General features: G+C 59.1%; 20 protein-coding genes. 10 read left to right on the top strand and 10 right to left on the bottom strand.

All coding sequences use genetic code 11. The features are described 5' to 3' along the window. Nucleotides 1–47: 47 nt before the first annotated feature. Entirely contained in the window at nt 48–473 is a 426-nt protein-coding gene (locus tag PH551_RS14540; protein WP_085778041.1) for an HIT family protein, read from the top strand. Nucleotides 474–548: 75 nt separating this feature from the next. On the opposite strand, the gene clpA is transcribed toward PH551_RS14540, so the two are convergent. The 6 genes from clpA to PH551_RS14570 form a co-directional block, all read right to left on the bottom strand. Then, on the bottom strand, nt 549–3,038 hold the full coding sequence (clpA, locus tag PH551_RS14545) for an ATP-dependent Clp protease ATP-binding subunit ClpA (RefSeq protein ID WP_085778040.1): 2,490 nt from the start codon (nt 3,036–3,038) through the stop codon (nt 549–551). 10 nt (nt 3,039–3,048) lie between these two features. Beyond that, complete coding sequence (gene clpS, locus PH551_RS14550; protein ID WP_008526939.1) at nt 3,049–3,402, bottom strand: ATP-dependent Clp protease adapter ClpS; 354 nt, start codon at nt 3,400–3,402, stop codon at nt 3,049–3,051. A gap of 270 nt (nt 3,403–3,672) precedes the next feature. Next, nucleotides 3,673–4,053, bottom strand: coding sequence for a phasin family protein (locus tag PH551_RS14555; protein WP_085778039.1), 381 nt, complete (start codon nt 4,051–4,053; stop codon nt 3,673–3,675). 272 nt (nt 4,054–4,325) lie between these two features. Then, nucleotides 4,326–4,529 carry a DUF3126 family protein gene (locus PH551_RS14560; protein WP_008526943.1) on the bottom strand — a complete coding sequence of 68 codons (204 nt, stop codon included), beginning with the start codon at nt 4,527–4,529 and terminating at the stop codon, nt 4,326–4,328. Nucleotides 4,530–4,666: 137 nt separating this feature from the next. Next, complete coding sequence (gene cysE, locus PH551_RS14565; RefSeq protein WP_064709189.1) at nt 4,667–5,500, bottom strand: serine O-acetyltransferase; 834 nt, start codon at nt 5,498–5,500, stop codon at nt 4,667–4,669. 127 nt (nt 5,501–5,627) lie between these two features. After that, nucleotides 5,628–6,413, bottom strand: a complete 786-nt coding sequence (locus tag PH551_RS14570) for an alpha/beta fold hydrolase (protein ID WP_285193518.1) — start codon at nt 6,411–6,413, stop codon at nt 5,628–5,630. 154 nt (nt 6,414–6,567) lie between these two features. Between PH551_RS14570 and PH551_RS14575 the strand changes: the two genes are divergently transcribed. Both PH551_RS14575 and PH551_RS14580 read left to right on the top strand, forming a co-directional pair. Beyond that, nucleotides 6,568–6,813: a zinc-finger domain-containing protein gene (locus PH551_RS14575; RefSeq protein WP_011425183.1), complete on the top strand. Its 246-nt coding sequence runs from the start codon at nt 6,568–6,570 to the stop codon at nt 6,811–6,813. Nucleotides 6,814–6,841: 28 nt separating this feature from the next. Further along, complete coding sequence (locus tag PH551_RS14580; protein WP_285193519.1) at nt 6,842–8,023, top strand: FAD-dependent monooxygenase; 1,182 nt, start codon at nt 6,842–6,844, stop codon at nt 8,021–8,023. 113 nt (nt 8,024–8,136) lie between these two features. On the opposite strand, the gene PH551_RS14585 is transcribed toward PH551_RS14580, so the two are convergent. Further along, the gene (locus PH551_RS14585) at nt 8,137–9,327 is read right to left on the bottom strand and encodes a cystathionine beta-lyase (protein WP_285193520.1); all 1,191 of its coding nucleotides are present in this window, start codon (nt 9,325–9,327) and stop codon (nt 8,137–8,139) included. Nucleotides 9,328–9,675: 348 nt separating this feature from the next. On the opposite strand from PH551_RS14585, the gene PH551_RS14590 reads away from it, so the two are divergent. The 4 genes from PH551_RS14590 to PH551_RS14605 all read left to right on the top strand — a co-directional run bounded on the left by PH551_RS14590 (nt 9,676) and on the right by PH551_RS14605 (nt 13,937). Continuing rightward, a complete protein-coding gene (locus PH551_RS14590; RefSeq protein ID WP_221113297.1) occupies nt 9,676–10,701 on the top strand; it encodes an amino acid ABC transporter substrate-binding protein in 1,026 nt (341 codons plus the stop codon). Between the two features lie 95 nt (nt 10,702–10,796). Next, on the top strand, nt 10,797–11,999 hold the full coding sequence (locus tag PH551_RS14595; RefSeq protein ID WP_285193521.1) for an amino acid ABC transporter permease: 1,203 nt from the start codon (nt 10,797–10,799) through the stop codon (nt 11,997–11,999). 1 nt (nt 12,000) lies between these two features. Next, nucleotides 12,001–13,146 carry an amino acid ABC transporter permease gene (locus tag PH551_RS14600; RefSeq protein WP_285193522.1) on the top strand — a complete coding sequence of 382 codons (1,146 nt, stop codon included), beginning with the start codon at nt 12,001–12,003 and terminating at the stop codon, nt 13,144–13,146. A 17-nt stretch (nt 13,147–13,163) separates the two neighbouring features. Beyond that, nucleotides 13,164–13,937, top strand: coding sequence for an amino acid ABC transporter ATP-binding protein (locus PH551_RS14605; RefSeq protein ID WP_038688615.1), 774 nt, complete (start codon nt 13,164–13,166; stop codon nt 13,935–13,937). Between the two features lie 63 nt (nt 13,938–14,000). On the opposite strand, the gene PH551_RS14610 is transcribed toward PH551_RS14605, so the two are convergent. Then, nucleotides 14,001–14,546, bottom strand: coding sequence for a hypothetical protein (locus tag PH551_RS14610; RefSeq protein ID WP_350223854.1), 546 nt, complete (start codon nt 14,544–14,546; stop codon nt 14,001–14,003). 579 nt (nt 14,547–15,125) lie between these two features. On the opposite strand from PH551_RS14610, the gene PH551_RS14615 reads away from it, so the two are divergent. Then, nucleotides 15,126–15,566, top strand: coding sequence for a DUF3597 domain-containing protein (locus PH551_RS14615; RefSeq protein ID WP_285193525.1), 441 nt, complete (start codon nt 15,126–15,128; stop codon nt 15,564–15,566). 140 nt (nt 15,567–15,706) lie between these two features. Next, the gene (locus PH551_RS14620) at nt 15,707–16,018 is read left to right on the top strand and encodes a hypothetical protein (protein WP_285193526.1); all 312 of its coding nucleotides are present in this window, start codon (nt 15,707–15,709) and stop codon (nt 16,016–16,018) included. A 244-nt stretch (nt 16,019–16,262) separates the two neighbouring features. On the opposite strand, the gene PH551_RS14625 is transcribed toward PH551_RS14620, so the two are convergent. Continuing rightward, nucleotides 16,263–16,769, bottom strand: coding sequence for a hypothetical protein (locus tag PH551_RS14625; RefSeq protein ID WP_285193527.1), 507 nt, complete (start codon nt 16,767–16,769; stop codon nt 16,263–16,265). 612 nt (nt 16,770–17,381) lie between these two features. Continuing rightward, a complete protein-coding gene (locus PH551_RS14630) occupies nt 17,382–17,570 on the bottom strand; it encodes a hypothetical protein (protein ID WP_285193528.1) in 189 nt (62 codons plus the stop codon). Between the two features lie 269 nt (nt 17,571–17,839). Here PH551_RS14630 and PH551_RS14635 point away from each other — a divergent pair, with 269 nt between their 5' ends. Next, the gene (locus tag PH551_RS14635) at nt 17,840–19,897 is read left to right on the top strand and encodes a choice-of-anchor Q domain-containing protein (RefSeq protein ID WP_285193529.1); all 2,058 of its coding nucleotides are present in this window, start codon (nt 17,840–17,842) and stop codon (nt 19,895–19,897) included. Nucleotides 19,898–20,023 lie beyond the last annotated feature (126 nt).

Below are 20,023 nucleotides of genomic sequence, written 5' to 3' on the forward strand. Positions count from 1 at the left end.
CCGGCGAGCGCGCTACCCGATCAAATGGAACGTGAGGAGATTTCGCGATGACCAGCGCCTATGACGACAACAATATTTTCGCCAAGATCCTGCGCGGCGAAATTCCCTCGCACCGAATCTACGAGGACCAGCATACGGTCGCCTTCATGGATGTGATGCCGCAGGCGCCGGGCCACGTGCTCGTCGTTCCGAAGGCGCCTTCGCGCAATATCCTCGATGCCGATCCCGCCACCCTCGTCCATGCCATTACCGTCGTTCAAAAGGTCGCCCAGGCGGTCCAGCAAGTTTTCGACGCCGATGGCGTGTTCATCGCCCAGTTCAACGAACCGGCGGCCGGACAAACGGTGTTCCATCTGCATTTCCACATCATCCCCCGCCATGAGGGTGTGGCGCTCAAGCCGCATTCGGGCAAGATGGAAGATGGCGCCGTGCTTGCCGCCCATGCCGAAAAGATCCGGGCGGCCCTGGCATAACGCGAATTCCTGGCAACGACGGAAACAGAAAAAGGCCGCGGATACCGCGGCCTTTTCCGATTCGGTGACGAACTCTCACTTCTTGCGCGGAACCTTGGGAACCGTGCTTCCCTTCTTGGGGGCGTCGCGGACCTCAGGCTCGGCCTGCGGGACCGTCTTGGCGCGGGTCTTGCGGGCCGTCTTCGTCTTCAGCTCGCCATCATCCTCGTCGTCGGTTTCGGGATGGACGACCTCGGCCTCCGGCTTCGGCTTGATCGGCGCCGTATCCGGAATGGCTTCCAGCAGGATACCAGGCTTGCCGTCTTCCTTCGGGCCGACGGTGACGTTGACGACGCCGCCCTTCTTCAGCTTGCCGAAGAGGATTTCGTTGGCGAGCGGCTTCTTGATCGTGTCCTGGATTACCCGGGCCAGCGGGCGGGCGCCCATCTTCTCGTCGTAACCCTTCTCTGCAAGCCAGGCGATCGCATCCTCATGCAGGTCGAAGGTGACGTTCCTTTCAGAAAGCTGGGCCTCCAGCTGCATGATGAACTTCTGAACGACCTTGTGAATGACCGCCGTCGGCAGCGCCGCGAACGGGATGATTGCGTCGAGACGGTTGCGGAACTCCGGCGTGAAGAGACGGGTCAGCGCCTCCTCGTCCTCGCCAGTGCGCTTGGACGAGCCGAAGCCGATGGCCGCCTTGGCCATTTCGGAGGCGCCCGCATTCGTCGTCATGATCAGGATGACGTTGCGGAAGTCGATCTTCTTGCCGTTGTGGTCGGTCAGGGTGCCATGGTCCATGACCTGCAGCAGGATATTGTAGATATCCGGATGCGCCTTCTCGATTTCGTCGAGCAGGACCACGCAATGCGGATGCTGGTCGACGCCATCGGTCAAGAGGCCACCCTGGTCGAAGCCGACATAGCCGGGAGGTGCGCCGAGCAGACGCGAGACCGTATGCCGCTCCATATATTCCGACATGTCGAAGCGCAGGAGCTCGACGCCGAGCGACGCTGCCAGTTGCTTTGCCACCTCGGTCTTGCCGACGCCGGTCGGACCGGAGAAGACATAGGCGCCGATCGGCTTGTTCGGCTCGCGAAGGCCGGCACGCGCCAGCTTGATCGATGTCGAAAGCGCTTCGATCGCGATGTCCTGTCCGTAGACCACCGAACGCAGTTCCTGCTCGAGATTGGCAAGCACGGCCTCGTCGTCCTTGGAGACGGTCTTCGGCGGAATGCGGGCCATCGTGGCGATCGTCGCCTCGATCTCCTTCTCGGTGATCAGCTTGCGGCGCTTCGACGGCGGCAGCAGCATCTGGGCCGCACCCGTTTCGTCGATCACATCGATCGCCTTGTCCGGCAGCTTGCGGTCGGAGATGTAGCGGGCCGACAGCTCGACGGCCGACTTGATGGCGTCGTTGGAATAACGCAGATGATGATATTCTTCGAAATAGGGCTTCAGCCCCTTCATGATCTCGATCGCATCATTGATCGACGGTTCGCTGACGTCGATCTTCTGGAAACGACGGACCAGCGCCCGGTCCTTCTCGAAGAACTGGCGGTATTCCTTATAGGTGGTCGAACCGATGCAGCGGATCGCGCCCGATGACAGGGCCGGCTTCAGCAGGTTCGATGCATCCATCGCCCCGCCCGAGGTGGCGCCGGCACCGATCACCGTATGGATTTCATCGATGAAGAGGACGGCGCCCGGATATTCTTCCAGCTCCTTGACGACCTGCTTCAGCCGTTCCTCGAAGTCGCCGCGGTAGCGCGTGCCGGCAAGCAGCGTGCCCATGTCGAGCGAGAAGATCGTCGCATCGGCGAGCGCCTCGGGCACCTTGCCTTCGACGATGCGCTTGGCCAGCCCTTCGGCGATCGCCGTCTTGCCGACGCCGGGATCACCGACATAGAGCGGATTATTCTTCGAACGGCGGCAGAGGATCTGGATGGTGCGGCTGACCTCGGCATGACGGCCGATCAGCGGGTCGATCTTACCGCCCTTGGCCTTCTCGTTGAGATTGACACAATAGGCTTTGAGCGCATCCTGCTGCTTCTTGGGGCCGCCCTCTTCCTCGCCGCCGCGCGCCGTCGGCTTGCTCTCGGCCTCCTCTTCGGCGCCGCGCGGAGTACGGGTCTCCGACGCGCCCGGCCGCTTGCCGATACCGTGGGAGATGTAGTTGACGGCATCGTAACGGGTCATCTCCTGCTCCTGCAGGAAATAGGCGGCATGGCTTTCACGCTCGGCGAAGATCGCGACGAGCACGTTTGCGCCGGTCACTTCTTCGCGGCCGGATGACTGCACGTGGATGACGGCACGCTGGATGACGCGCTGGAAGCCGGAGGTCGGCTTGGAATCCTCGTCGTAACCGGTGATCAGATTGGAAAGTTCGTTATCGACATATTCGACGAGCGTCTTGCGCAGCGCGTCGAGATCGACATTGCAGGCGCCCATAACCGCGGCCGCATCGGCATCGTCGATCAGGGCGAGCAGCAGATGCTCGAGCGTCGCATATTCATGATGCCGCTCGTTGGCAAAGGTCAGTGCCTGATGGAGTGCCTTCTCTAAACTAGGCGAAAATGTTGGCACGTTCAGATCCTCACTTCTTTTCCATGACGCATTGCAGCGGATGCTGGTGCTGCCGGGCGAAGTCCATCACCTGGCTGACCTTCGTTTCCGCTACCTCGTATGTGAATATTCCGCACTCGCCGACGCCGTGATTGTGGACATGGAGCATGATGCGGGTGGCACTTTCACGGTCCTTCTGAAAAAAACGCTCCAGAATATGAATGACGAATTCCATGGGCGTATAATCGTCATTCAAAAGCAGCACGCGATAGAGGTTAGGCTTCTTGGTCTTCGGCTTGGTGCGCGTGATGACCGAGGTTCCGCGATTTCCGTTGTCCCCGTTCCTTTCGCTGTCGTTCTGCATCCGGATCGGCTTTGCGATCATTGTCATTCATTCCTCGATCAATCCGGCGGAGCATGGGAGGGTGCTTTTCCCGCCGAATATCTGAAACACTAACTTAGTTCATAATGGGCCGATTTTAAGCCCCCTGTCAGACACTGCAATCAAGAAATGCCGGCATGCACGGGAAAGACCCAAAATGACCCCGGACGGTCCGACGCAGCAATGAAAGTGGAAACAAAAAAGACCGGCTACAGGTGCGTAGCCAGTCTTTATCTTTCAATATGTAGCGCAGGTTGCGCTTTTGACGTTGCTTCAGGCGGCAGCGGGGGTCGCCGGCTGCGGCGATTTCGGCGACTTGACTACGCCAGCGGCAGCAGCAGCGATCGGCGCCTCATAGGGCTTGTAGGCGGATTTGGCGAGATCGGCATACATTTCGCCGAGCTTGGTCGTTTCGGAGACGAAGCTCTCATAGGCCGATTTGACGTAGCCGGTCTGCAGTTCGAAAGCGGCCTCGAAGCTCCTGACGCCTGCCAAGGTTTCAAAATGCGTTACGGCATCCTGAAAGGACTTTTTCGAATATTCAGCGGCTTCCGCGGCGATTGCCTGAAAGCCCCTGGTCGTCTCGGAATAGGTTCTCAGCGCCGTGTCGACGGCTTCCTTGCTCTTTTTGTTGGCTTCGTCAAAGTTGAACATGGCCGTCCTCCGTTGGGCTGTTGGATGGCGGCAGGGTAGCCGCAACGCACAAATAGTCAAGTAGTCTTGTGCGACGCAAAACATCTCAAGGTTGCGTTACAGCAGTAAGACAAAGCGAGCGCGCCGGTGAACGTACCTCTTTAACGGTTTTTGCTAATATATGTCATATTGTCACAACCAGGCGTTTTAAAAAAAATTTGATTCGGCAGCAAAAAAACAAAAAAAACCGGGCGGATGTTGCCGCCCGGTCCACTTCAAGCTCTCATGCGCGATCAAAGATCGACGTCGAGGATCGCCATCGAAAAGTTGTAGGAGCGGTCGCCGTCCTCGTCATCGACATAGACGACGCCCAGAAATTCTTCGCCGAGATAGACTTCCGCAGAATCATTCTTGCGCGGACGCGCCTTGACGACGATCTGCGGGTTGAGCGTACGTTTGAAGTAGGCGTCGAGCTTCTTGATTTCTTCTGGCTTCACTCTGTCATCTCCGTAAGCGGCCTTGATTGGCCGCTTCTTGCACAGGAAAAGCAGCGGTGTAAAGGCGGTGTCGCCGCTTGGCGATGACTGTCCCCGCTCAGGTTCCGTCGCTTATTCTGTCTTTCCAGCGCCGACACTCAGATATCGGCGCCGATTACCTGATCCATATTGCGCGACGGCTCGGAACAACCGGCCTCGCCCACAACCTTGGCCGGCACGCCTGCGACCGTCTTCTTGGGGGGCACCGCCTTCAGCACCACAGAGCCGGCGGCGACGCGCGAGCAATAGCCGATCTCGATATTGCCGAGGATCTTCGCACCGGCGCCGATCATGACGCCGCTGCCAATCTTCGGGTGGCGATCAGCGCCCTCCTTGCCGGTGCCGCCGAGCGTCACGCCGTGCAGGATCGAGACATTGTCGCCGATGACGGCCGTCTCGCCGACGACGAGGCCGGTGGCGTGATCGAGGAAGATGCCCTTGCCAATACGCGCAGCCGGATTGATGTCGGTCTGGAAGACGCTGGACGATCGGCTCTGCAGATAGAGCGCGAAATCACGCCGGCCACGATTCAGCAGCCAATGGGCGAGACGATGCGTCTGCAGCGCATGGAAACCTTTGAAATAAAGCACCGCTTCCATGAAGCGCAGGCAGGCGGGATCGCGGTCGTAGATGGCCTGGATGTCGACGCGAAGAATGGAGCTCCACTCCGGCCAGTCGAGCAGCATTTCCTCGAAGGTCTGACGCAGCAGGTTCGCCTGCATATCCGGATGGTCGAGACGTTCGCAGATGCGGTGGATGACGCATTCCTCAAGCGAATGATAATTGATCACCGTCGAATAGAGGAAGGCCGCGAGAACCGGATCCTTTTCGGCCGCGATCCGTGCTTCCTCGCGCAGGCTGTCCCAGATCGGATCCATCACCTTCAGCGGATGGCCAGTCTCAAAAGCACGGATATCTGTCTTGGCGACCATCGCCGCTCTCCTCGTTGCCAGCCGGAATGCCGTTTCGGAATGCCCATATATAGTGGAAAACGCCAATAACATAAATGGGTGCCGTCACCATGGTTTTTTAGCATGGTTTTTCGGCATCACGATGATGTCACCCCTCGGCAACCCTTGCGTAGAAGGCCAGCACCGCCTGCTTGAAAACCTTATCGCCGACGGCGAGCATGTGATCGCGGCCGGGAATATCGAGCGCTTCGGCCTCGGGCATCAGGGCAGCCAACTCCTGCGGCGAGCCGGCGATATCGTCCTTGGTGCCGACACCGATCAGGGTCGGCATGTAGAGCTTGCCCATATCGGAGCGAGCGACAAGGTCGCGCGAGCCGCGGATGCAGGCGGCTAGCGCAGTGCGGTCGCTTTTCGTCTGTTCGGCGAAGGCGCGGAACATGCGGCCGCGGTCATGCGTCACGACCTCCAGCGACGGAGCCAGCAGCGCATCGGCGATCGGATCCCAGTCGCCGACCCCATCGGTCATGCCGATGCCGAGGCCGCCGAGCACCAGCGAGCGGACGCGATGCGGATTGGCAAGTGCTGCAAATACAGAAATGCGCGCCCCCATCGAATAGCCCATGAGATTCGCCTCAGGGATGCCGAGATGATCGAGCAAGGCGATCGCATCGCCGGCCATGACCCAGGGGCGATAGGCTTCGGCATCGTGCGGCTTGTCGCTTGCGCCATGGCCGCGATTGTCGATGGCGATCACCCGGTAGCCCGCATCGCCCAGCGTCTTCAGCCAGCCCGGATGCACCCAGTTGACGCTTGCCGTCGAAGCAAAGCCATGGATCAACAGGACAGGCACGCCGGAGGGGTCGCCCTCGTCGAAAAAGGCGATCTTCAATCCATCATGAGTGAAGCTTGAAAATGCGGGTGTATTCAGGTTCATCGGGCCTTCCTTTTGGCGCGACCATAGTCGAGCCGCCTCTCGGCGGGAAGCCAAATTGTGGGTAAAAACTGTGCCCGGCACGGCGCTTTGGCTCTACACATTTGAGACGAAGGCTTATAAGGTTCGCGCACTTTCAAAGCATTCGGAGAGCGACATGGCCGGCCACAACATTCCCCACTTCCAGAACGACGGCGGTCATCGCGTCATCGAAGTCGGCGTCAAGGAATTCATGTGCACCGGCGCTTCGGTTCCTTTCGACCACCCGCATATCTTCATCGACATGGGCGACGACAACGAGAAGGTCTGCTCCTATTGCTCGACGCTTTACCGTTATAATGCATCTCTCAAGCCGAGCCAGACCAATCCGGCCGGCTGCGTTTTCCACGTGAAGGCGGCGTAAACCGTCCAGAATCCGGATCGGACTGACAATGCCGGTCGAACATGCCGCCATCATCGGCGCCGGCATTGCCGGGCTGACAGCTGCGCTTGCGCTTTCGCGTTGGGGCATCAGCTCGGAGATTTTCGAGCAGGCGGATGAACTCGTCGCAGTTGGCGCCGGCTTGCAGGTTTCGCCGAACGCCTCCCGCATCCTGGCAGAACTCGGCGTCGTCGAGGGACTTTCAAAAGTCTGGCTCGAACCGGAAGCGATCCGGCTGATGTCAGGCGGTTCGCTGCGCCAGCTCGCGGCCGTGCCGGCCGGCAAATTCGCGCGACAGCGCTGGGGTGCACCCTATGGCGTGCTGCACCGCGCCACATTGCAGAATGCGCTTCTCACGGCGATCGAAGCCGATCCGCTCTGCCGGCTTCATCTTGGTGTGCGAGTGGAATCGAATTCGCCGCCTGTCGAGCGCGCTGCCGATGTCATCATCGGCGCGGACGGCGTCTGGTCGAAGCTCCGGCAATCCGTGCCCGGCAGCCCCTCACCGCGCTTTTCCGGCAATATCGCCTACCGCTTCACCATTCCCGAAGACCAGGCGCCAGGTTTTCTCGACCGGACAAGCGTTTCGGCTTTCCTCGGCGGATCGGCCCATCTTGTCTGCTATCCGCTGAAAGAGATCGGCAGCATCAACATGGTGGCGATCACCGCCGGCAATGTCTCGCCGCAGGCTTGGCGCAGCGAGCCGACCGCAGAGCAGCGCGCGCGGCTCAAGGCGCAGCTTTCCGGCTGGAACAGCGCGATCGTCTCGCTGCTCGAAGAACAGCAGAAGCTGACTTTCTGGCCGCTCTTCGAAACCACGCCGGGCGGGTGGCAGGACGGCCACAGGACGGTTCTGATCGGCGACGCCGCGCATGCGATGATGCCCTTTGCCGCCCAGGGAGCGGCCATGGCGGTCGAAGACGCCTACGAACTTGCCGCGTTTCTCGCCAATCGTCCCGTGGCGGAAGCGCTGACGCTCTTTGAAAGGCATCGCGCGCCGCGCATTGCAAAGCTTCGCCAGCGCGGCGCCTTCAACAAATTTGCCTATCATGCGAAGGGGCCGATCCGGATCGGCCGCGATCTGGTGCTCGGCCTGAAGCCGCCGCAAAGCCTGGCGGCCGATCTCGACTGGATCTACGGCTACCGGGCTGAGGGCACGCTGTTAGGCTCGGCAAGCGGCTGCATCACCTAAAGCGCGTCACGATCTTTCAGATTTGCTCCTTGCGCTTTAGGTGTTTGTTTTACGCATGTCGTTGCCACAAAACCGCTGCATCCTTTTGCGCGACATGTGTTAGCCGCAACGGCTCAGACTGCACTTGCCGCCGCAAAACCCCGTTCAATATCGGCCTTGAGGTCGGCCACGTCTTCAAGGCCGATCTGCAGGCGGATGACAGGACCCTCCTTCGGCGCCTTGGCGATCTTGCGGTCGTTGAGATAGGCGTGCAGCGCGAGGCTTTCAAAGCCGCCCCAGGAATATCCGAGACCGAAAATCCTCAGCGCATCGAGGAAGGCATGCGCCTTCGGTTTGAATTTCTCGGGGCTCTCAGCGGCAAGCACAAAGGAAAAGATGCCGCTGGCGCCCTTAAAATCGCGCTTCCAGATATTGTGGGAGGGGAAACTCGGCAGCGCCGGATGCAGCACGCGGGCGACATCCTCCCTCCCCTCCAGCCATTCCGCGATATCGAGTGCGCTTTCATAATGCCGCTCGAGGCGCACGCCCATGCTGCGCAATCCGCGCAGGATCTGATAGGCATCGTCGGGTGCGCCACAGATGCCAAGGGCACCGTTCGCCTCCTTCAGCCGCTCCCAGTGCTCCGCATTGGCCGATACCGTTCCGAGCAGGATATCGGAATGGCCGGACGGATATTTCGTCGCCGCATGGATGGAGATATCGACGCCGTGATCGAGCGGCCGGAAATAAAGCGGCGTCGCCCAGGTGTTGTCCATCATGACGACGGCGCCTCGGCGATGGGCGACCGCCGCGATCGCCGGAATGTCTTGCATTTCGAAGGTATTGGAACCGGGAGCCTCGGTATGGACGAGTCTGGTGTTCGGCCGGAACAGCGTCTCGATGCCGGCGCCGATCGCCGGATCGTAATATTCCACCTCGACACCGAGGCGCTTCAGCATCGTATCGCAGAAATGGCGCGTCGGGCCATAAACCGAGTCGACGACAAGTGCGTGATCGCCGGCGGCGACAAACCCGAGGAACGGAATGGTGACGGCTGCCAGCCCCGAGGGGACGAGGATCGTGCCGGCCGAACCTTCGAGCGCATCGATCGCCTCGCAAAGCGCATCCGTCGTCGGTGTGCCGCGCGTACCATAGGTATATTTCTGCGAGCGCGTTTCCATCGTCGCCGCGTTCGGAAACAGGACCGTCGAGGCATGCACGACCGGCGGATTGACGAAGCCGTGATAATCGAAGGGGTCGTTGCCGATATGGGTCAGGCGGGTATTGATGCCGGCGGTCTGCAGCAAGCTGTCTTTGTCTTTCATGTCGGAAATAGCCTTTGGCGAGGGGCGCAAAGCCAGACTTTTGGACGCCTCGCCCGATCCGGTCAACCCCTTGACCAGGGGGACAACTGTCGCCTCGGTTTTTCAAATTAGCGTTATTTTTCCGCAAGCGGGCGCTCATTTCCTAGCCAACCGCCTTCGAATGCGGCGCAATGGGGCAAAATTCTGAATTTTGCCGCAATTATGCATGGCGACACTTGACCATAGTGACATTTGCGACTGTGATAGGGTACTCGCGCCGGGAGGGTGTCGAGACGATGGGGGTGGCAGAGTTTTCCGCCGAAACGCCCCACAAGAAAAGATAATACAACGGAAAAGGTTGGGAAAAAAATGAAGAACAAGCTTCTGTCCGCCGCGATTGGCGCAGCAGTTTTCGCTCTTGGCGCCTCGGCTGCTTCGGCCACGACTCTCGGTGATGTAAAGGCAAAGGGTTTCATTCAGTGCGGCGTCAACACCGGGCTCGCTGGCTTTGCCGCGCCTGACGCTTCCGGCAATTGGGCAGGCTTCGACGTCGACTTCTGCAAGGCCGTCGCGTCGGCCGTCTTCGGCGATCCGACGAAGGTGAAATTCACCCCCCTCAGTGCCGCCAACCGCTTCCCGGCGCTTCAGTCCGGCGAAATCGACGTCCTCGCCCGCAATACGACCTGGTCGATCAACCGCGATACGGCGCTTGGCCTGAACTTCCGTTTCGTCAACTATTATGATGGCCAGGGCTTCATGGTCCGCAAGAGCCTCAACGTGAAGTCGGCGCTGGAACTTTCCGGCGCGTCTGTCTGCGTCCAGTCGGGCACGACCACCGAGCTCAACCTCGCCGATTATTTCAAGGCCAACAATCTGCAGTACAATCCGGTGGTCTTTGAAAAGCTGGACGAGGTCAATGCGGCCTATGATGCCGGCCGTTGCGACGTCTACACCACCGACCAGTCCGGCCTCTATTCGCTGCGCCTGACGCTGAAGAATCCGGACGAACATACGATTCTGCCGGAAATCATCTCCAAGGAACCGCTCGCCCCAGCCGTACGTCAGGGTGACGACCAGTGGTTCGATATCGTCAGCTGGGTCGGCTATGCGATGATCAATGCCGAAGAATTCGGCATCACTCAGGCCAATGTCGACGAGATGAAGAACTCGCCGAATCCCGATATCAAGCGCTTCCTCGGCGTCGAGGCGGATACCAAGATCGGCACCGATCTCGGCCTGACCAACGACTGGGCTTACAACATCGTCAAGAACGTCGGCAATTACGGCGAAGTCTTCGAGCGCAACATCGGCCAGGGCAGCCCGCTCAAGATCGCGCGCGGCCTCAACGCCTTGTGGAACAAGGGCGGCATTCAGTACGCTCCGCCGGTTCGCTGAGCGGCATCACGCATGAAGACGGAAAGGCGGGCGACCGCCTTTCCTCCTCCAATAAAAAAGCTCCGAAAAGGAGCGTAATGGGGAATTGGCCAAGCATGACGCACCAGGCTTTGGAGTCAACACGTCTATCCAGAAGCGGCTGGAGTTTTCAGTCCGTCCTCTACGACCCGACAGTTCGGGGTATCTTCTTCCAGGTTCTCACCATCGTCCTGCTGGTCGTCTTCGTCTGGTGGGTTGCGCACAACACCGCCGTCAATCTGGCGCGCGCCAACATCGCGTCCGGCTTCGGCTTTCTGAACGGCCGCGCCGGCTTCGAGGTCGGTCAGTCGCTGATCGCCTATTCAAGCGATTCGACCTATGGCCGCGCGCTGGTCGTCGGCCTTCTGAATACGATCCTGATCGCCGTTACGGGCATCATCACCGCCACGATCATCGGCTTCATCATCGGCATCGGCCGCCTGTCGCGGAACTGGCTGATAGCCAAGCTGTGCACGGTTTACGTCGAGGTCTTCCGCAACATCCCGCCGCTGCTTGTCATCTTCTTCTGGTATTCGGGCGTTCTGGCAGTTCTGCCGAATGCGCGCGAGTCACTGCATCTGCCGCTCGGCGCCTATCTGAACAACCGTGGCCTTTCCTTTCCCAAGCCGATTTTCGGCGAGACTTTCTGGCTCGTCGGCGTCGCCTTCGTCGTCGCGATCATCGCCGTCATCGCCACGGCCCGATGGGCGCATCGCCGGCAGGCCGCGACGGGTCAGCAGTTCCATACGATTTGGGCTTCGATCGGCCTGCTGATCGGCCTGCCGCTTATCGCCTTCCTAGTCGCCGGCGCGCCACTTTCCTTCGATTATCCGATCGCAGGCAAATTCAACCTCACCGGCGGTTCCGTTGTTGGGCCGGAGTTCATGTCGCTCTTCCTGGCACTTTCCTTCTACACCGCTGCCTTCATAGCCGAGATCGTGCGCGCAGGCATTCGCGGCGTGCCGAAGGGACAGACGGAAGCTGCAGGCGCACTCGGGCTTCACCCCTCGTCGATCACCCGGCTAGTCGTCATTCCGCAGGCCTTCCGCATCATCATTCCGCCGCTGAGCAGTCAGTACCTCAATCTCACCAAGAACTCATCGCTGGCGATCGCAATCGGTTTTGCCGATCTCGTCGCCGTCGGCAGCACAACACTGAACCAGACCGGTCAGGCTGTCGAGGTGATCCTCATCTGGATGGTCGTCTATCTCAGCCTCAGTGTCGTGACCTCGCTGTTCATGAACTGGTTCAATGCCAAGATGGCGCTGGTGGAGAGATAAGATGAGCAACGCTTTCGTCCGAACCGCCATACTGGCGCCGGAGCCGCCTCCCTCAGGAGAAAGGGGCGCGGTCGCTTGGCTTCGCCGTAACCTGCTGGCGACGCCGAAGGATATAATTCTCACCGCCCTGGCACTTGTCTTTCTCGCCTGGGCCCTTGTCCACGCGATCGACTGGCTCTTCGTGCAGGCGGTCTGGAGTGGTCCGGACCGCACCTTCTGCGCCACTGCCGTGCAGGGCGGCATCCAGCCAGACGGCTGGAACGGTGCATGCTGGGCATTTATCAACGCCAAGTTCGACCAGATCATCTATGGCGGGTATCCGCTCGACGAGCGCTGGCGGCCGACTCTGGTCGGGATTCTCTTCATACTCCTACTCGTACCGATGCTCATTCCGTCGGCACCGCGCAAGGGGCTGAATGCAATCCTGCTTTTCATCGCGCTTCCGATCATTTCCATCATTCTGCTCTACGGCGGATTTGGCCTAGAAATCGTAGAGACCCCCCGCTGGGGCGGGCTGATGGTAACGCTGGTGCTGTCCTTCGTCGGCATCGCCGTCTCCTTCCCGCTCGGCATTGTCCTGGCACTTGGCAGACGCTCACACATGCCTGTTATCCGCACCGTCTGCGTCATTTTCATCGAAGTCGTACGCGGTGTACCGTTGATCACGGTGCTGTTCATGGCGAGTGTCATGCTGCCGCTGTTCCTTCCGGCGGGCTGGACGGTGGACAAACTGCTGCGGGCGATTGTCGGAGTATCGATCTTCGCCTCCGCCTACATGGCCGAGGTCATTCGCGGGGGGCTGCAGGCGATCCCGAAGGGTCAATTCGAGGGAGCCGATTCACTCGGCCTCGGCTACTGGCAGAAGATGCGGCTGATCATCCTGCCACAGGCGATCAAACTGGTGATACCTGGTATCGTCAACACGTGCATCGGCATGTTCAAGGATACCTCCCTGGTGTCGATCATTAGCATGTACGACCTGCTCGGCATCGTTCGATTCTTCTTCACCGATCCAAACTGGGCAACCGCAGTCACGCCGCTTACCGGGCTGATCTTTGCCGGCTTCGCCTTTTGGATTTTCTGCTTCGGCATGTCGCGCTATTCAGCATTCATCGAACGTCACCTCGACACCGGCCACAAACGATAAGAATGAGGGAAAACAATATGGCTGAAGCTCCAGCTAAAAAGCTCACCGTTTCCGCAACGGAAGTGGCGATCGAAATCATCAACATGAACAAGTGGTACGGCGATTTCCACGTGCTGCGCGACATCAACCTGAAGGTCATGCGCGGCGAACGCATCGTCATCGCCGGCCCGTCCGGTTCGGGAAAATCGACGATGATCCGCTGCATCAACCGTCTCGAAGAGCACCAGAAGGGCCAGATCATCGTCGACGGCACCGAGCTCACCAACGATCTGAAGAAGATCGACGAGGTGCGCCGCGAGGTCGGCATGGTATTCCAGCACTTCAACCTCTTCCCGCACCTGACGATCCTCGAAAATTGCACGCTGGCGCCGATCTGGGTGCGCAAGATGCCGAAGAAGCAGGCGGAAGAAATCGCCATGCACTTCCTGAAGCGGGTCAAGATCCCCGAACAGGCCAATAAATATCCGGGACAGCTTTCCGGCGGTCAGCAGCAGCGCGTGGCGATCGCCCGGTCGCTCTGCATGAACCCGAAGATCATGCTGTTCGATGAGCCGACTTCGGCGCTCGATCCTGAAATGATCAAGGAAGTGCTGGACACGATGGTCGGTCTCGCGGAGGAAGGCATGACCATGCTCTGCGTCACCCACGAAATGGGTTTTGCCCGCCAGGTCGCCAACCGCGTCATCTTCATGGATCAGGGCCAGATCGTCGAGCAGAACTCACCGGCCGAGTTCTTCGACAACCCGCAACATGAGCGCACCAAACTGTTCCTCAGCCAGATCCTGCACTAAGTCCGAGAAGCTTAGTTCGCGAAAAGACCCGTCGTGCCTTCCGCACCGGCGGGTCTTTCACGTTCAGTGGGAGACCGACGCCTGCAACAGACTGCAGAGACCGGAAAGCCCGGCATCGCCGCTGCCGGCGGCGGAGATATCGGCGCAACGGACAAGCATCTTGCGTTGCTCGTCGACGGGTCTCTCTCGAAACGCCGCAATCGTGCGAGCCTGCGATGCGCTGAGGGTGCCGTTACGAGCAGCTGTCATCCCGCCCCTGTCGTTCGCGTCGCCAATGGCAAGCTTGGTGCCTGCTCCGCTACTACCGCCAATGGAAGCCGTGGCCTTGTCATCGACCTCCCGGGAGCCGGCAGTCCGGGCGTTGATATCGGCATTGACGCCGCCATCGCCGCCGAGCCTGGCATTAGCGCCAGTCGCGAGATCACTGCCCCCGACAATGCCATTGACATTGGCATCGATACCGCCGCCGCCGCGAGCACTGGCGGACGCATTTGCGTCAACGCCGCTCGAGCCGCCTATGGCTGCGTCGGCCGTCGCATCAACCCCGTTTCCGCGGCCAGGCGAAGCTTCGACGTCGGCGCTGGTGGCATTGCCTGCATTTACCGACACGCCAATGTCAGTCGCGTGTGCATGGTCTGCCGGCATGGCAAGAACGGCGCAGGCGCATGCGAACAGAGCAATTGGCAATCTACTGTGCATTTGAGTCATCATCTTCCTCCGTTTTCATATGCCGGACGGTTCGTCCGACCTGCGAAAATCGAGGAACGCGCGTGCCTTCGATCGATTGGACGCCGAGTACCCCCGACATCCATGCCAGCCAACGAGAAGGACTTGCTAAGGTTTCATTCCAGCCCGTCATGAACCTGCGCGGCGGCCGAGAATGACGGCGCGTAGTTATTACTGAGTAAGCGTTACGAAAGCTACTGTGCCAAAAATAGGCATGAGCGAGAATTTCCCCCCAATTTAGCCGCTGTATCTAAATTCCGAAGGAGTACGCAGTAATCATAAGCGGCTGCTTAGTTGCGGCTGTCGACACGGCGGCCGGCCAACTCGATCACCCTCGCAGCGCCTGCTCCGGTTTCTCGCTGCTCTAGTGCAGGAGCAAAGAAGATCTTCGTTCGTCTGGATATGCCCGGCCCGGCCTCCATGTTCAGCATGTTCCTATTTTACGAAGCCGGAGGTTCAAGAATGGGCATTTTCGACAAGATCAAACATGCAATCTTTGGAGAAGCAAAAGCAGGCGAACCTGTCGCCAGCGGCGCAGCAAAGACAGCGCCAGCCCAGGCTCCCGTCTCACCCCCGTCAGCCCCCAGTCCGACGCCTGCGTCCTCTCCTGCGCAAACTAAGCCGGCCTCGGCCCCGGCGACAGCGACAGTCGATATTGTTCCAATCCTCGACGCGGCTGTGAAGAAGAGCGGCCAGAAACTCGATTGGCGCCATTCGATCGTCGACCTGATGAAGGCAGTCGGGATGGATGCCAGTTTGACTGAGCGCAAGGAACTCGCCGCCGAACTCGGTTATACCGGCGATACCGACGATTCCGCGAAAATGAACATGTGGCTGCACAAGGCGCTGATGAAGCGGCTTTCAGAAAATGGCGGCAAGGTGCCGGCCGATCTCCTCGATTGATCTCGGTTGCTGACAAAAGCTGCCGCCATTCTGCGGCGGCAGCCATCCCGGCACCTTCCAACCCCCTTGCCCACAGGCGCTGGAATCAATAACGTTCCGGCAGATGACTTCGAAAATCGATCTGGGGAGCGCTTAATCCAATGCGATTGATGGCAGTTGTTGGTCTTGTGCTTAGCTTCGGCTGTATATCAGCCGCAGAATCTCCTTCTAACTATCAATCCTACAGCGGCATTCGAGTCGATACCGACCCGGTCCTCCTCGCCCGGTATGACAAGGCGCTCCAGCGGTGCGTGCCGGAAGCAAGTTCGTGGCGACGCGGCTCGCCGGACCAGAGAAGCCTCGATTATAACGCGGCGCTCAGAAATTGCCTTTATCGACGCGGCTTCGTCGACCGAGGCGTCTACGCCTACCCCATTCCAGAAGTTTACTTCGAGCATTTCCTGGACCGCTGAGAAGAACCGAACGGTTCTAGTCTCCCATAGGACTTCAAAAGTCAGGAACACAGGCCCGGCTGCATCGGCGTAGCTTGTCGACGGCGACCGCATATCAGCTTTGGCCGCTGTCGGATGGCCGGCCCTTGCCGTCCGGCAATTACCACAGGAATGATGGAAGCTGCAGCGTCAGGGCAACGGGAGTAGCGGGATCGATCGAGCTCCATAAGTGCGGAGGTCGGGAGCTGCGGGATGACTGCGAACCTCAATCGACCGTCGAAACTGCGTGCACCTTCATGTCATCTCGAACTTCGTAGAATTTGTCGCCGTCGATATAGATAACGTGGCAGCTTGGCTTTTCGCCTTTGCCGGCAGAACAGGCCTTATCGCCCTTGAAAGTGAGTTTCGTTTTCACGTCGATCGTTTTGCCGCCGACATCGGCTTTACCGGTAATGGTGCCCTTCTTCCAACTCCAAACGAGTTCGGCGGACACAGGCTTTTCCAGATCGAGAATTTCTACTTTCACAGGCTTGCCGTCTGCAAAAGCTTTGAACTCGTCCATTGTAGCCTTTTTGGCCCCCGCAGGAAGATCAACGGCGTAGGCATTCATTGCATATAGAAATGCAGCGGCGCCGATCCTCAAACAAATCGTTCCCATACTCGCCCCCGAGAATTGACAGGAAGGGTACACGCCGTTTTCGGCGGCAGCATCCCACCTATTGTGGCTAGGAAGAGTTTGGCGCAGGTTGAAACATATATAATTCTGCGACATTTCAACTTTTCGGCGACATCCGCAGAATTTCTGTCTTTGTCTTGGCTGCGTCACACTACACGAAATAGACCTGTTGCGACGATTACTGGACAGTCTTGGATAAAATTATTCGCGTCCGCGATGTATCAAAGATGATCTCCATAGAACTGCTTGCCGCCTGCGTGACGACATGTCAGCCAACCGAAATCGTCATGGCTCCGGCATCGGAATGACCAGCCACGAAGAAGAGCAATATTTCTCTCCCTATAGAACAACTGCGAGGCCGAGAGCGTCTGAACATTCGCCATGGCGCTCGATGTGCCGCCGAAGGACCCGCGCCCAAATGGGACCAGCCGCCTCCAAGCCAAATGAGGGGTCCGAACAAATTTCCCTTTTAATCTGGCGATTGGCCCCCGAACTATGGATGAATCGTCCTGCCCACGCTCTCTAAATCGGCGGGGTTCGAGTTCAGGATTATTCAGGATATGCCACCAGCTGAGGAGTGTCTTTCGGCGCGATCACACGCATTCGATGGCGTGGCGCTGAGTATAGGCTTCCGCGAGAGCCTGCGCTTTGAAGCGAATTTCACCGGCCAGCATGTGTCGGCGGAGGAGCGGTGTGCCCATTATCTAATCAGTCTTGAAGGCGACTCATGATCGAATCGAGCACCCCCGAGAGGGTGTTGGCCTTGCCACGGCCATCTAAATTAGCCCCAATCGTGAAGGCGAAGCTGCCAAAAATTGAAAAATTCACAAAAAATGTTGATTCCGCCTTGGCGGCAGGATTCCAGTCACGTCCATCAGGTTTTCCTAATCTTTTCAATGGGTGGGTGTCGCCATGGTTGCAGAAAGAATAATTCGCGGCGTGCGAGATATATAGTTTGTCCCAATTTGGGCGAATCGGATTTCCGCAAATATTTCAAAATGTAACTTGGGGGTGATCTGGATATTGTGGCAGCAATATGGCTATGTTTCTCAAGTACTTACTGTTTCTAAGCTGTTGCGCCCTTCAAAACGTCGTCCTATAACCCCCGCCGCAACGGATGATTAACCACAAAATATTAGACAACGCTGAAGTTGAGGAACGAAACCATGACAACATACTACGTAGCTTCGAGCAGCAGCGGCGGTAACGGCAGTGCCACCTCCCCTTTTCGCACGATCAGCGAGGCGATGGCTTCGGACCTTAAGCCTGGCGACGAGGTCGTGGTGAAACCGGGGACATACAACGAGAGCATCAACATCGACAAGGACGGCTCGGCGGCAGGCGACATCACGCTCCGCTCGGAAGTGCCCGGCGGGGCGCTGATCCGGCCGCCCGCGGGCTCGTGGAACGCGATCAGTGTCAACGCCAACCACGTGGTAATCGACGGCTTTGACATCGGCGGCGCCAAAGGCGACGGCATCGAAGCGAACAACGTCCACCACGTCCAGATCCTCAACAACAAGGTCCACGGCAGCGGGGAGTCGGGCATCCAGTTCAACCAGTCGGACTTCGTCCACATCGAAGGCAACGAGACTTACAATAACGCTTCGACAGGCTGGTTCTCGGGCATCTCCATCTACCAGAACCGGAACATCACCGGTGATACCTCGACGGACGGATACCGGAACATCGTGCGCAACAACATTTCGCACGACAACGTCACAAAGTCTGGTGAGCACACCGACGGCAACGGCATCATCATCGACGATTTCCAGAGCACCCAGGCGAGCGGTAACCCGAACTACACTTTCAAGACCCTGGTCGACAACAACCTCGTCTACGGGAACGGCGGCAAAGGCATTCAGGTTACCTGGAGCGACTCCGTCACTGTGTCGAACAACACCGCATACCACAACAATCAGGACCCGCTGAACTCCGGCACTTGGCGGGGCGAGCTCAGCAACTCGGCATCGAGCAACAACACCTGGGTCAATAACATTGGCGTAGCCGACCCGTCGGTGAACCAGAACAACACTGCGATCGATAACACGTCAAGCGGCGGCACCAACAACAATGTCGTCTGGGCCAACAACATCACCTACAACGGCACGGCCGGCCAGGCCTCGGTCAAGACGGACGGCGGCAACGCGATGCCGAGCACGGCGAACGGCAACCAGCTCGGCGTTGACCCTAAATTCTTAGGGGCATCGAGCGACAACTTCCACCTCAGCTCCAGCTCGACGGCGATCGACCACGGGACCAGCAAGTACGGCGTCAGCTCCGTCGATCTGGACGGCGACCATCGCGTCGTTGGAACTGTCGACATGGGTGCCTATGAATCCGGCTCCAGCCCGACATCTGGAACGCCAACCACACCGACTTCGCCAACAGCGCCGACTTCGCCAACAGCGCCGACTTCGCCGACAGCGCCGACTTCGCCGACAGCGCCGACAGCGCCGACTGCGCCAACCTCACCGACTTCGCCGACCACCACGAAGGAATATACCGGCACCAATGGCAACGACATCATGCCACACACCGGTCAGTCCAACGGCGGCAACGAAACCTTCAAGGGTCTCGCCGGCAATGACGTGTTGAAGGGCGGCGCCGGCGCGGACGTGCTCGATGGCGGTAATGGCAACGACACGGCCAGCTATGCGGGTTCCGACGCGGGGGTCCACGTCAGCTTGGCGACTTGGACCGCATCGGGCGGGCACGCCACCGGTGACAAGCTCGTCAGCATCGAAAACGTGACCGGCTCCAGCTACGACGACGTGCTGACCGGCGGCAATAACGGCGGCAACGTTCTCAATGGCGGGGCCGGCGCGGACAAGCTTGACGGCGGCGCCGGCGCGGACGTCATCATTGGCGGTGCCGGAAAGGACATCATGACCGGTGGCACCAGCTCGGATACATTTGTCTTCAAAACTGCGACAGAAACTGGGTCCGGCTCGAACCGCGACGTCATCAGCGACTTCCAGCACGGCGTGGATAAGATCGACCTCTCGGCGATAGATGCGAATGGCTCTGCGCAGGGCGATGCAGCCTTCCATTTCCAGGCGCAGGAGAATGCTTTGTTCGACAAGAAGGCTGGCGCGCTCGCGTGGCACTACGAGGACGACCATACCGTTATCCAGGCCGATTTGAACGGCGACGGTGTTCATGACTTCGAGATTCAGCTGCAGGGCCACGTCCAGCTGGGTGCAGGCGATTTTCTCCTGTAACAACACCCGTTGCGGCGGTCGTCCGATCGCCGCAGCAATCGTGCCAACGGCGGAGCAAAACCCGCCACGCGGCGCGCAAAAGTCAGGCTACTTCGGCGCGTGGATGGGGCCCATCCGCGCGCTGCG

Source organism: Rhizobium atlanticum (assembly GCF_030182485.1).
Lineage (GTDB): Bacteria > Pseudomonadota > Alphaproteobacteria > Rhizobiales > Rhizobiaceae > Rhizobium.

What these genes read in the sequence shown, in the direction of transcription:
- PH551_RS14540 (WP_085778041.1), top strand. Translation starts at nt 48, where the DNA reads ATGACCAGCGCCTATGACGACAACAATATTTTCGCCAAGATCCTGCGC.
- clpS (WP_008526939.1), bottom strand. Translation starts at nt 3,402, where the DNA reads ATGATCGCAAAGCCGATCCGGATGCAGAACGACAGCGAAAGGAACGGG.
- PH551_RS14555 (WP_085778039.1), bottom strand. Translation starts at nt 4,053, where the DNA reads ATGTTCAACTTTGACGAAGCCAACAAAAAGAGCAAGGAAGCCGTCGAC.
- cysE (WP_064709189.1), bottom strand. Translation starts at nt 5,500, where the DNA reads ATGGTCGCCAAGACAGATATCCGTGCTTTTGAGACTGGCCATCCGCTG.
- PH551_RS14570 (WP_285193518.1), bottom strand. Translation starts at nt 6,413, where the DNA reads ATGAACCTGAATACACCCGCATTTTCAAGCTTCACTCATGATGGATTG.
- PH551_RS14575 (WP_011425183.1), top strand. Translation starts at nt 6,568, where the DNA reads ATGGCCGGCCACAACATTCCCCACTTCCAGAACGACGGCGGTCATCGC.
- PH551_RS14580 (WP_285193519.1), top strand. Translation starts at nt 6,842, where the DNA reads ATGCCGGTCGAACATGCCGCCATCATCGGCGCCGGCATTGCCGGGCTG.
- PH551_RS14585 (WP_285193520.1), bottom strand. Translation starts at nt 9,327, where the DNA reads ATGAAAGACAAAGACAGCTTGCTGCAGACCGCCGGCATCAATACCCGC.
- PH551_RS14590 (WP_221113297.1), top strand. Translation starts at nt 9,676, where the DNA reads ATGAAGAACAAGCTTCTGTCCGCCGCGATTGGCGCAGCAGTTTTCGCT.
- PH551_RS14595 (WP_285193521.1), top strand. Translation starts at nt 10,797, where the DNA reads ATGACGCACCAGGCTTTGGAGTCAACACGTCTATCCAGAAGCGGCTGG.
- PH551_RS14600 (WP_285193522.1), top strand. Translation starts at nt 12,001, where the DNA reads ATGAGCAACGCTTTCGTCCGAACCGCCATACTGGCGCCGGAGCCGCCT.
- PH551_RS14605 (WP_038688615.1), top strand. Translation starts at nt 13,164, where the DNA reads ATGGCTGAAGCTCCAGCTAAAAAGCTCACCGTTTCCGCAACGGAAGTG.
- PH551_RS14615 (WP_285193525.1), top strand. Translation starts at nt 15,126, where the DNA reads ATGGGCATTTTCGACAAGATCAAACATGCAATCTTTGGAGAAGCAAAA.
- PH551_RS14620 (WP_285193526.1), top strand. Translation starts at nt 15,707, where the DNA reads ATGCGATTGATGGCAGTTGTTGGTCTTGTGCTTAGCTTCGGCTGTATA.
- PH551_RS14625 (WP_285193527.1), bottom strand. Translation starts at nt 16,769, where the DNA reads ATGTCGCAGAATTATATATGTTTCAACCTGCGCCAAACTCTTCCTAGC.
- PH551_RS14635 (WP_285193529.1), top strand. Translation starts at nt 17,840, where the DNA reads ATGACAACATACTACGTAGCTTCGAGCAGCAGCGGCGGTAACGGCAGT.